The organism is Halostagnicola larsenii XH-48 (assembly GCF_000517625.1).
Classification (GTDB): domain Archaea; phylum Halobacteriota; class Halobacteria; order Halobacteriales; family Natrialbaceae; genus Halostagnicola; species Halostagnicola larsenii.
Window position 1 is genome coordinate 354,221 of sequence record NZ_CP007057.1, and the last position, 12,138, is coordinate 366,358.

Sequence of the window (12,138 nt, forward strand, 5' to 3'; positions counted from 1 at the left end):
GCTCAATGGTCAAGATGGACACCGTCCCACCGTCAGTAGAGTTGCGGACGGAACGACCCGTTCTGTTCGAGACGACGGACTGACCACTAACGTTTTACCGGTTGCCGACAACGGCTTCGGTATATCTCGATGAATCAGTACGACGACTGCTGGCTTCGGTACGAGCGCGTTACGGAGAACGATCGACTCGAATCGTACCGACGCCGGTGTAGACACGCGTACGTCGCCGAGAAGGCGCCCGAACACGGAGCGATTCGAGACGAACTCCGACGGGCTCTGCCCGATCTCCTCGGGACGGAGCCCCACTTCTGGCAACATCCGCCGACGACGGCGGACGGGTTTCTTGCCATCGGCACGCCCGAAGATATGACGATGATCGCCGACTCCGTTCCGGCCGACGACATCGCCGAACTCAGCAGTGGCGGGTACCTCATCCGTTCGGTCACCTGGAACGGTCTGGACTGTCTCGTCGTCACCGCAACCACTGATCGCGGATTGGTGTACGGAACGTTCCACCTCCTCCGACTTCTGAACGTGCGAGAATCGATCGGCGATCTCGAGGTTCGGCAGGATCCGGCGTACGAGAACCGACTGCTCAACCAGTGGGATACGCCCTTTCACCGCTCGGTCGAACGAGGGTACGGCGGCGAATCGATCTTCGACTGGGAACGACTGCCCGACCTCCGAACTCGATACGAGGACTACGCCCGCCTGTTGGCCTCCGTGGGCATCAACGGGATCGTTCTCAACAACGTCAACACCACGAAGCCGGCGCGAGCGAGCGCGAACGCTGCGTTCGACGAGTTTGAGGGGTGGCAATTGCTGGAGTCGCGACGCCTCGAGGACCTCACTGGACTTGCGTCGGTGTTTCGCCGGTACGGGATCCGGCCGTACCTGTCGGTCAACTTCGCGTCACCGATGCTCGTCGGCGATCTCGACACCGCCGACCCGCTCGATAAAGATGTCCAAGCCTGGTGGCGGCGGAAAGCCGACGAAGTGTACGATCTCCTCCCGGATTTCGGCGGTTTTCTCGTGAAAGCCGACTCCGAGGGACAGCCCGGCCCCTACGACTACGGGCGCGACCACGTTACCGGGGCGAACGCGATCGCGCAGGCGCTAAAGCCACACGGCGGCCGCGTCTGGTGGCGGGCCTTCGTCTACGGGTCGCACGAAGATCGGGCGGTACAGGCGTACGACACGTTCGAACCGCTGGACGGCGACTTCGCCGACAACGTCACCGTACAGATCAAAAACGGGCCGATCGATTTCCAGCCCCGCGAGCCCGTATCGCCGCTGTTTGGCGCGCTCTCGGAGACGGCTATCGGGATGGAACTCCAGATCACACAGGAGTACACCGGTCAGGGCGTCCACGCGACGTACCATCTCCCGATGTGGAAGGAGGTCTTCGAGTTCGACACGCACGCCGACGGAGCGGGGACGCCGGTGAAGTCCCTACTGCGCGGAGACGAACAAGGGATCGTCGGCGTCGGAAACGTCGGCGAGGACTACAACTGGACGGGACACTACCTCGCGCAGGCGAACCTCTACGCGTTCGGCCGCGCAGCCTGGAGCCCCGACCTGTCGGTCGAGACGGTAACCGACGAGTGGGTTCGACAGACGTTCGGGGCCGACGAGACCGTCGGCGACGTGATCAAAGATATCCTCCGACGGTCGTGGGAGGCCTGCATCGATTACGAAACCGGCGGCCTCGGGCTACTGCACATGATGCACAACGGCGAGGAGCACCTCGAGAACCACTACTACCCGTCGCCCGAGGAGTGGCCCGGCTATCACGGCGCGAGCGAGGACGGGATCGGCGTCGACCGGACCGAATCTGGAAGCGGCTACGTCGCGCAGTATCCGGAGCCGATCGCCGACCGCTACGGCTCCGTCGAGCGCTGTCCCGAGGAACTCCTCCTCTTCTTTCACCACCTCCCGTGGGACCACGAACTCGAAGACGGGACCACCGTCGTCCAGCGGCTCTACGACAACTGTTTCGCCGGCGTCGACGAGGTCAAACGGCTCCGTGAGCGGTGGCACGCCCTCGAGGGACGCGTCGATGAGCGCCGACACCGACACGTCGCCGAGCGGTTCGACGAGCAAGTCAGTAACGCGCAGCGGTGGCGGGACGCTCTCACGGCGTACTTCCGGGAGTACTCGGGTATTCCGGACGAACGAGGCCGCGTTCGGCGCGACGAGTGAGTCCGATCGCGCCGAAACGGGTTCACTACGGATACCGACGACGCTGTTGTCGACGAACGGACGACCGGTAGACTTTTTTCAGTACGTTCACCACTCACACACCATGTCGAAATCGTCGATGCTCCTCGATCTCGTTTGCGCTCAGCGCGATCGGATGAAGGCGCTCTTCGCACTCTTGGTCGCTTCGGGGCTCTTCCTCGCGCTCTCGGCGGTGTTCGTTAGGCCCGGCGACGACGCGTTTCCGATCCTCATTATCGACACCGTTCTCGTGGTCGGTGCGCTCGCGTTTTTCGGTGCGACCCATCGCTACTGCACCAAACGAGCGATGGACGAGTGAGTCGGATGCGTGGGTGGGATTCTGAACCGAACTACGACGCGTCCGTGGGGAAACCGGTACGACTGCGTGGTTCTCGAGGTGACCGAGCGTCCGACGGTATGCGGGGGACGGAGACGCCTTCGTGATCGAGGAGACGATCAATTGCTCGCCTATTGGACCGACGGGGTCGTCGATGAAAGTGTAACGGGAACGTCCATCTCGTCGACATCGAAGGACGACGATCCGGTATAGTCACCCATGATCGGTTCCGCCGAATAAGTCGTCATGATCGTGGGGTGTCGCGCAGTAAATGACTCCGTTTGGGGCAACCCCATGAGGGTTACTCGAGTTTCTCGGTCTCCGTCTCGGTAAAGTACGTTCGACCAGTCTGCGGGACGGACTTGGTTCCGGTCACGTCGAACGATGCAGTCGTAACGATGTCGGCGGCCGAGTGGCCGACGCGGAACTCGTAGGGACCTTCCGCCACGGCTAGGTTGCCATTCCTGTCGTGGTAGGCCAGCTGTGACGCATCGACCACGAAGCTGAGGCGTTCGGTTTCGCCCGGCTCGAGGAACACACGCTCGAATCCAACGAGTTCCTGGACCGGACGAGCCTGATCGGGGTTTTCCGCACTCGCGTACAGCTGAACGACATCGTGTCCCGCGACGTCGCCGGCGTTTTCAACGGTTACGGTAGCAGTGACCGTTCCGGCCGGCGGGAGCTTCGCCGTCGACAGCGAAAGGTCCCCGTATTCGAAATCGGTGTAACTCAGCCCGTGTCCGAAGGGATAGAGCGGGTCGCTCTCCGTGTAGACGTACTCCTCGGTAGCGGTGTTCGGTTTTCGATTGTAGTGGACCGGAAGTTGACCGACGGTTCGGGGAATTGAGACCGGCAGATGGCCACCTGGATTGTGTTCGCCGAACAGGACGGCGGCGATGCCCTCGCCGCCGCGCTCGCCTGGAAGCCACGCCTGCAGGACGGCCGGAACGTCCGCCGCGATCGACTCGATCGAGTGCGGTTTTCCGCTCACGACGACGACGACCACCGGGGTGTCCGTCTCGTGAACCCGTTCAACGAGCGCGGCCTGAACGCCGGGGAGATCCAGATCGACCACGTCACACCCCTCGCCGCTGGTTGCGACGCTGGGTTTGTAGATCCGTTCCCTGTCCGAATCCGAGAAGTCGACGGCAGAACGGGCGCCGACGAACGCGACGGCGATGTCGGCGTCGGCGGCCGCGCCGGCAGCCGCCTCGAAGTCGTCCGTCTCCGGTCCAGTCGTGGTACAGCCTCGTTCGTAAAGCACCTCGAACCCGTGTTCGTTGCTGCGTTCGCGCACGGCATCGAGCGGTGTCGTCGCGTCGAGATCGACCTCCTCCTCCGGGTAGTGGGCGGGGTAGGCGTAGTCCCCCATCAGTTCCTGCGGGTCGTCGGCTTTCGGGCCGACGACCGCAACGGAGTCGATCCCCTCGCCGGTGAGAGGGAGCACGTCCGTGTCGTTTTTCAGCAGCGTCATCGACTCTCGAGCAGCGCGCTCGGTGAGCGCCCGCGCGTCCTCGGTGCCGAACGGTTCCGTCGCGGCGTCGGGGTCGACCGTCGGGTCCTCGAGGAGTCCGTTCCGAGCCTTCGCCAGAAGGACGCGGCGAACGGATTCCTCGAGCGTTTTCTCGGCAAGCACACCGCTCTCGACAGCATCGACGAGGTGCTCGCCGTAGCAGTCCGTGTAGGGAAGTTCGACGTCGATGCCAGCCTGAACGGCCGCAACTCCCGCTTCCCGTTCGTCCGCGGCGACGCCGTGTTCGCTCCGGAGGAATTCGACGCTGTAGTAGTCCGACACCACGGTTCCGTCGAATCCCCACTCTCCCCGAAGGACGTCGGTCAGAAGTCGCTCGTCGCTGGCACACGGAATTCCGTCGATGTCGTGATACGCGTTCATCACCGATTCGGTGTTCGTCGTACGGATGACCGCTTCGAACGGGAACATGTGCGTCTCCCGGAGTTCGCGCCGACCGACGTTTACCGAACTCCGATTTTTCCCGCCTTCGCCCGCGCCGTGCCCGACGAAGTGTTTGAGCGTCGCGGAGATACCGTCTCCGTCCCCTTGCAGTCCGTCGACGTATCCGCGCGCCATCGCGGCGACCAGATACGGATCCTCGCCGAACGTCTCCTCGACTCGGCCCCATCGGAGATCGCGAGCGACGTCGAGGACCGGCGAAAGCGCGTGTGCGGTCCCGATAGCCGCCAGCTGTTCCCGGATCGTATCCGTCACCGTCTCGAGGAGTGCGGGCGACCACGTACTCGCCATCCCGACCATCTGGGGAAACGTCGTCCCTTCGGGACCCATGTATCCGCTGAGACACTCCTCGTGTGGAACGGCCGGGATTCCGAGCCGCGTTTCGTCCCGCAGATACGCCTGCAGTTCGTTCGTTCGTTCGGCCGCCTCGGCGGGTGACAGTCCCCCTTCCCCGCCGATCCGGGTCAGGTGACCGATCCCATCCGAGAGGTGTTCGTCGACGGCATCATCGTCGAGTTCACCGCAGTCGTCCAACAGCTTGTTCGCGTTCACGGACCCGAGCTGGGCCGCCTTCTCCTCGAGAGTCATCGCCTCGAGAAGCTCCGCAACGTGCCGCTCGACGGGCTGTTCGGCACTGGCACAGTTCGAACTATCTTGCATCAATCGGAGTCACTCAACCCAGAGTATTAATAATTCGGATACTTCAATCGCACCGCTTCGGCACTCGGAACGGGCCGCGAGAGCGCCGAGATGGCGTGCCAACTCGAGTGTATGCCGTCAGACCTCTACGACGGTATTCGAGAGAGTTCCGATCTCCTCGAGCCCGATCTCGACCGTATCGCCTTCGCGCAGCGTAAATTCCTCGTCGGGAACCAGCGACGTCCCGGTCAGGAGGACCGAAACATCCGGGACGGCGTTGTGGGTAACGTAACAGTCGACCAGTTCGTCGACGGATCGGACCATCTTGCTCGTACTCGTCGACTCGTCGTACAGGACGTCGTCGTCGCGGCTGACCGTCATCCACATCTCGAGGTCGTGCGGGTCGTCGATCGAGTCAGCCGAGCGGATGCAGGGGCCGAGAGAACAACATCGGTCGTACACCTTCGCCTGCGGGAGATACAGCGGATTCTGCCCCTCGATCGAACGACTGCTCATGTCGTTGCCGATCGTGTACCCGACTATGCTGCCCTCGAAGAGAACGATCCCGAGCTCGGGCTCGGGGACATCCCACTCGGAGTCGGCGCGGATACCGACTCCCGCGTCGGGGCCAACGGTCCGCTCCGGCGTCGCTTTGAAGAATACCTCGGGCCGATCGCTCTCGTAGACATCGAGGTACATATCGGGCATGGCGCTCTCGGCCTTGCGCGCTTTTTCACTGATACGGTACGTGACGCCCGCGGCCCAGACTTCCCCCGACAATATCGGTACTTCGGGGACTCGTTCCTCGAGCACGCCGTCGGAGAGAACCGCCGCGTCTTCGAGCAGTCGATCAGCGATCGCATCGATGGAGTCGTTCGTGACGGCGGCCGTTCGGAGGATGTCCTCGAACGTGTGTAATTGCCCCGTCGCCGCGGTGAGATCGTACGCGGATCCGGCCGTTTCCACTACGAGACGAAGAGTCCCCTCCTCGCGGAGCTGATAGTAACGCATGCTGACGCTACTCACTTTCTTCCCAACTGTATTAGCTCTGGTGTTGGGGGCTTTGAGGACGAGACTCGAGTAGCCGGCGTCGCGAAGGACAGCGACGAAACAACCGACCTCGAGCCACACGGTCCCCTCGTTGGGTTTAAACGTTCCTCGAACGAGAGCTGGGACAAACGGGGACGCTGGAATCGACCTCTACACGGTCGAGAAGACGGACTACCACGGCTTCGATCCCTCAGAATGGCCGCTCCGGTCGCTCACCGTTCGACCTGCTCTGTCTCAATGGGAGTTGGTCGCTACACAAAACAGATAGAGTGTTCTACAGAACAGTTCGACAGTATAAGGGAAATGAAGGAGCACACCTGCCGTAATATACTCCTGTGACAATACGGCAACCGTATGCCGACCTACCAGGATATATATCAGCTGAACACAGGGAACACAATGTGCTACCTGCCGGTCAAAAGCTGACAAAGCGTCGATCCCTACCAATCCGCATCGCGTCTGGCAATCCGTATTATTGACTTTTCTGAATGATACGTCGAAGACGCCACTGTGACCGATATCGAAACCTCGCTGCGCCGTATTCGAACGTGTGAACGGGGTTAGTGGGCCCAGTAGGTTGGTACGACGTGTTCCGGTTCGACCAGCGACCGGTGAGCGAAAATACTATTCACGTCTCGAAATCCAATTCTGAATTACAGAATGATTTTCCCATATAGAGAATTAAGGAGAGATATTAGTGAGTGGCGCTATCAGCCATACTGAGGCGACTCCGCTTTGACTGTCGAGATTTTACGACAATGGCGCTATAAGACATTCTGGGAAATATACCCGCGATTGCTACTCAGTCTCCGATATCCGTACTGGATTCGCTACGCTGGTAGCAACTAGCGGGCAAAACCCTTACAGCGTACCATCCAGGCGTTCCGTCCAGTAGAATACCCTCTCGAGAATCGAACAACGATGGTCCTTGGAGCGTTCCACGGTCACCGAACAGACGTTTAAGGTGCAGTTGTATGTAAGTCAGGAGCTTCAACTCGTGACGACGACTAAAGACTGCGACAGAAGAAGACGCGTTAATTCTGCGTAGAGTATAGCAGATAACAGACATAGTTCGAGGCGTTGTATCTGACTCCGTTACGGTAGGGTTTGGTGCAGCGACTGGCGGGAAAGAACCGTCAGGGTTCGGTACGCTGCTCCGTACGAGGACAAAGAGTGCAACAAACAATCAACGGGCAATCCGTCGAGCAGGAGCTACCACCTTCCGGAAGATCGGGCGTAAATTGGACGTTTTTGTCGCCTTTTCCGGGGTATCATGGAGATAATCGTCGCCGATGTAGTCATCCGCCCAGGTGCTCGAGCCCAGTCTCCAGTTACATGGACACTACGTGAATCGACATATCTGTAATCGTTTCTCTCGTCTTGAAATCCGTTCCAAGTGCCCGGTTCGCCCCGGAGGCACTGTCGACGGGGGCTGACACTCGAAACCGTCGGCGGCGTGCTGATTTCCGCTCGCGGTGATGGAGTGTCACATGCGGGGCGTTCCGGGAAGCGTCCGTCCATCGAGTCTCCCGTCGATTCAACTTCGAAGGGGCGGGGAGCGCTCGAGTGCTATTCCGTTCTGCTATCGATAACTGAATTTTAGCCATTATTTACGGGAGTACGTTTGTATACGAGTGTATCTCTCTCAGCTGACTTCATCACGTATCCGCGGGTCGGACGTACCTTCGCGAACGTCGCGACGGGACCGACGAGCGACCCGACGACGAAGCCAGCGTCGGAACCGTCGAGCAGACGCTCGGCCGCTTACAGAATCGCACCGCGACCGTAACCGAAGCGAAACTCGAGCAGTTGCGGGACGCCGATCGAATCGACTTCGAGGGGTTGCGTCCGACTGGACCTACAGGTGTTCCGCCAGCGGGGTGAAACCTAGAACGATTTCGGAACACTTCTGAGGTGTGGCTGATGTGGCTTCTGGAACGCCGGCCCAGAGAGATAACAGGTGTACTTCCGTTATTCAATGCTGGAATCAGCGATTTTACCCCAATTGATCAGCACCCATTCCGTATCGCGGAACTAGCCCTGTGAGAGTATCGCAAACGAACTTGGGCCACGTTCGATATATCTCTCACTATGGATGCGGATTCGACTCTACGGTATGCCTTTCTACGATAGTTGCCTAAATTCAAGCCAAAAATGGGCGATTGGACGGATGATGGCTATTCCGCGATGCGTAACAGAACGTCCCGCACCTCGGAACTCGAACGATGAGTCTACAGGAAGTACCGTCCCTCGAACGAACCACGGGCTCGAAAAGTAACGACTGCGAGGGGGCTGACTCAGGTGTTCGAGACGAGGTGGTACAGGACTCGACACGCGTCGCCTCGTCCCAACGGGTGCGAATCGGAGTGGACATCGGACTGATCGAACGCTGTCTCGACGCGCCCTACTTCGACTCCGTGCCAGTCGAGCGCTCGCCGGAGCTCGTCGGCGAAATCGCTGGCAGTGACGGTGGTCGTCCCCGAGGCGTCCATCAGTATTCGCGCGCGTTCGGTCGCGTCCTGTGACTCACCGGCTACCAGCGCTGCGGCCGTCTCCGCCCACTCGCTCGCAACGGGTGCGGTGAGGGGAGCTTCGGGATCTGCGTCGTAAGACTCGAAGAACCCGCGGGTGCCGAGGAACTGGACCGCGGCGGTCCACGATTCGTCGTCGGTGACCTCGAGGTCGTTGAAGAACGAGAGCATCACGGCGTTCTCGGCGAGTCGGTGCTGGAAGCGGTTCCGATCGATGTCTGCGGGCGGAGTGTCGGTTTCCAGCGCGGTCGCAACCGCGTAGCCGACGGACTCGCCGATATGAAGCCACGTCGGTTCGAGCCGAATCGATCCGTACCCGACGTGCGACGCCGACAGCGGGACCGGCACGAGGAGATTGTCCACTCCCTTCGGTAGCACTGTCCGGTAGGAGATGTGGGCGGGTCGGGTGACCTGCGAGGCGTAGAAGTGACCTTCCGGGTGACTTCCGGCCTGCCGGTCAGGCTTGCAGGCGTGCGAATCGAGCGGATACTCGGCGACCGCGATGCTGTCCCAGACGACCGGCGTCCGGTCGAGACCCGGCGCGTGTCTTGCGTCGCCTTCGGTGAACGTATGCCGGCCGTCCAGTCGCCGCGCCTCGCGCACATACAGTTGGAACGGGAAGTTGTCGTTTTCGACGAACTCGTCGGCGGCCAGTCCCCACTCGTTGGCTCGCTCGCGCACGTCGTCGGCCACCGCGTCGTCATTCTGGAGGAAGTAGAGCAAGCCGAGAGCGTGGGACTCGTGGCGGTCGGCGATTTCGGCTCGGCGGTCCCAGTCGGCCTCGGGGTAATCGTAGTTCTCACCCGGCAGGTCGGCGGTGTTCATGTCGGCCTTTTGATTGGGGAGATACCTGAGCCTGAGAAACGGCCGGAGCCCGACGCGCTCGAGTTCTTCCAGCGCGTCGAGGTAGTCCTCGCGGTCGTAGTCGGCGGGACGGTCGGGTTTGATTCGGTTCTCGGGGTCGTCGGTCAGACACAGCCGGTAGCTGTACGCCTGAATTCGGTGGTCGCCGGTGCCGGTGCTCTTCGGATGTATCTCCGAGATGCCCGCCGGGTGCGGGACGAGATCGAGGGGTCCCTGTCGCTTCTCGGTCGGCGTGTCGAGCGGGCCACGCCGGTCGGCGGGGGCCGAGGGATCTACGCCTTCGCCGACCGCCTCTTGGGGGTAATACCGGTCGCCACGAGTTCGAGTGTACAGCTCACCCGCGAACTGTTCGTCGTACTCCGTCCTGCTCTCGCGCCCGAGTCGATACGGGACGCCAGCCTTCGCGAGGAGGTCGCCCTCATAGGTGGCTTCCACGAACACCGACGCGGCGACGGTCACAGTCTCGTCGCCGTCGAACGACTCTACGGTCACGGAGTTGAGCGTTCTGTCGTTTCGCTCGACTGCGGTCGGGTAGTATCCCCGAAGTACGTCGAGTCGCGACTCATCGGCGACGAGCGCGTCGAAAATCTCCTCGGCGACGTGCGGTTCGAAGATGTAGCCCTGCTCGCACGCTTCGTACGCCGACGAGTCGGCCCCGAACTCGGTTCGGTAGTGGTCCCTGACCGCCGCCCGAAACTCGGCGAACACCGGAGACCGAGGTTTCATCATCAGGGTATCGGTGTAGCTCAGCCCCGAGGTCATCATGCCGCCGAGGTGATCGTTGTACGTGATCAAAAGCACGTCGTGACCCTCGCGCGCGGCCCTGATTCCAGCAGCGATTCCGCCAGGTGTACCGCCGAGAACGACGGTGGAGTAAGTTCGAGTCATCATTGAGAGTGTACGCGCCGGTCCACAACCGAGCATCGTCGCGTCGCTGGACCAGCCTACGACCCAACGTCGGAGAACGGACACATATACGTTTTCGTTGTGGCAGACCGTACCTCGAGGGTGCTGTCGGTTCGACCACCGGTTATACCCATAAATGGCGTGTGGCCATAGAAGGTTATATATAATAGAAGTATAGATTTGTGGCTGGAGATAACACACATGGTAGAACTTGCAGCGATAGGAATCCTCGTCGCATTTATCGTGTTCGGCGGCATGATGATGCGTGAAGTCATCCCGACATTCATCGCACTCGCCGGGATGGCAATCGCGATCAGCATCTTCGGCGGGCTTTCGCCGGAATTCATCCTAAACAACGTGATACAGGACGGATCGATGTACCTCGCCGACGCGATGATTGCGGCGGCGTTCGGCGGTACGCTCGGCGTCCTCGCCGAGAAGCAAGGCATCCTCGAAGACATGGTGAAGTCCGCCGCGGAACTGGGCGGCGACAGTCCGCTCGTGATGGCGACGGCGCTGTACACCGCGGTCGTGGTGGCGGCGACGAGTATCAGCGGACTGGGCGCATTCATACTGCTAGCAACCATCATCTTCCCCATCCTCATCAGCGTGGGCTTCCCGTCGAAAATCGCGGGCGGAATCACGCTACTCGCGTACGGTAACGGTGTAATGTTGAACCCGAGTAACTGGGTCTTCTACCGAGAGGTCACGGGCATTTCGCTCGACAGCGTCATCGTCTGGGCGCTCCCGGTCGCGGGCATCGCGTACGTGATGGGGATACTGTATGTCTTCCTGCAGGTACGCAAACCCGACGTTCGCGAGACGCTCGCGGAGACCGACGCCGACGTCGGGGCAACATCCACGCCGAAGTACGCGCTTCTGGCGCCGCTCATCCCGGTCGGACTCGTCATCGCCGACGTGATGAACGTCTACGCCGCGTTCATCGTGGGCATCGGGTTCGCGGCGGTGTTCAGCCAGCCGGGGCTGCAGGGGATTCGAAATCTCGGCCAGACGATGGGTCTCATTACTCAGAGTTTCCACGACGGCATCAAGCAGGTCGCGCCCGCAATCGCGCTCATGGTCGCCATCGGATGGCTGCTCGAAGCCGTCCTCGCCGACCCGATCTCCTCAACGATGGAACCCCTACTGATGCAAATCGTGCCCGAGAACATGGTGCTGTACGCCGTGGTGTTTTCCGTGCTCGCTCCGCTCGCGCTCTACCGCGGCCCGATGAACATCTGGGGGCTCGGTAGCGGCATCATCGGCGTGCTCGCCGCCATCGGCATCAACCCGCAGCTCATCACTACGACGGCCATCAGCGCGCTCCGCGTGCAGGCCCCCGGCGACCCGACCAACACCCACAATGCGTGGGCGGCGGAGGAACTCGATGTCAACGTCAACGACATCACGATGAACCTCCTGCCGTACATCTGGGTCATCGCCATCGGCGGTATCATCACCTCGGTCTACCTCTTCGGGCTGTAACCCCGATTCGACGGCTGCACTCGAGCCGACGACTGAACGTCGGCCGACGGTAGCCGCCGCTCTCCGGCGATTCCGGGACCGAACTGGACGGGCCGAATCGGTACCTATTTATTGTGGTCGAATATTTACCACAG

Annotated in this window: 6 protein-coding genes and 1 pseudogene; 4 read left to right on the forward strand and 3 right to left on the reverse strand. The window is 61.1% G+C overall.

The genetic code is table 11. From position 1 onward, the window contains the following. Positions 1–129 precede the first annotated feature (129 nt). Entirely contained in the window at positions 130–2,202 is a 2,073-nt protein-coding gene (locus tag HALLA_RS17935; protein WP_174887920.1) for an alpha-glucuronidase family glycosyl hydrolase, read from the forward strand. A gap of 103 nt (positions 2,203–2,305) precedes the next feature. Further along, positions 2,306–2,539: a hypothetical protein gene (locus HALLA_RS17940; protein WP_084569116.1), complete on the forward strand. Its 234-nt coding sequence runs from the start codon at positions 2,306–2,308 to the stop codon at positions 2,537–2,539. 319 nt (positions 2,540–2,858) lie between these two features. On the opposite strand, the gene HALLA_RS17945 is transcribed toward HALLA_RS17940, so the two are convergent. Beyond that, positions 2,859–5,189, reverse strand: coding sequence for a glycoside hydrolase family 3 N-terminal domain-containing protein (locus tag HALLA_RS17945; RefSeq protein WP_174887921.1), 2,331 nt, complete (start codon positions 5,187–5,189; stop codon positions 2,859–2,861). A gap of 117 nt (positions 5,190–5,306) precedes the next feature. Next, positions 5,307–6,179 (reverse strand): fumarylacetoacetate hydrolase family protein, encoded by an 873-nt coding sequence (locus HALLA_RS17950; RefSeq protein ID WP_049954950.1) that lies wholly within the window; start codon positions 6,177–6,179, stop codon positions 5,307–5,309. A 1,725-nt stretch (positions 6,180–7,904) separates the two neighbouring features. Between HALLA_RS17950 and rdfA the strand changes: the two are divergent. Continuing rightward, positions 7,905–8,102 (forward strand): annotated as a pseudogene (gene rdfA / locus HALLA_RS21805) (rod-determining factor RdfA); the annotation flags it as partial. Positions 8,103–8,515: 413 nt separating this feature from the next. On the opposite strand, the gene HALLA_RS17955 reads toward rdfA, so the two are convergent. Beyond that, positions 8,516–10,501: an FAD-dependent oxidoreductase gene (locus tag HALLA_RS17955; protein WP_242406234.1), complete on the reverse strand. Its 1,986-nt coding sequence runs from the start codon at positions 10,499–10,501 to the stop codon at positions 8,516–8,518. Positions 10,502–10,720: 219 nt separating this feature from the next. On the opposite strand from HALLA_RS17955, the gene HALLA_RS17960 reads away from it, so the two are divergent. Then, on the forward strand, positions 10,721–12,004 hold the full coding sequence (locus HALLA_RS17960) for a citrate transporter (RefSeq protein ID WP_049954850.1): 1,284 nt from the start codon (positions 10,721–10,723) through the stop codon (positions 12,002–12,004). Positions 12,005–12,138 lie beyond the last annotated feature (134 nt).

Coding starts and splice junctions, on each gene's coding strand:
- HALLA_RS17955 (WP_242406234.1), bottom strand. CDS start 10,501: ATGACTCGAACTTACTCCACCGTCGTTCTCGGCGGTACACCTGGCGGA.
- HALLA_RS17960 (WP_049954850.1), top strand. CDS start 10,721: ATGGTAGAACTTGCAGCGATAGGAATCCTCGTCGCATTTATCGTGTTC.
- HALLA_RS17935 (WP_174887920.1), top strand. CDS start 130: ATGAATCAGTACGACGACTGCTGGCTTCGGTACGAGCGCGTTACGGAG.
- HALLA_RS17945 (WP_174887921.1), bottom strand. CDS start 5,189: ATGCAAGATAGTTCGAACTGTGCCAGTGCCGAACAGCCCGTCGAGCGG.
- HALLA_RS17940 (WP_084569116.1), top strand. CDS start 2,306: ATGTCGAAATCGTCGATGCTCCTCGATCTCGTTTGCGCTCAGCGCGAT.
- HALLA_RS17950 (WP_049954950.1), bottom strand. CDS start 6,179: ATGCGTTACTATCAGCTCCGCGAGGAGGGGACTCTTCGTCTCGTAGTG.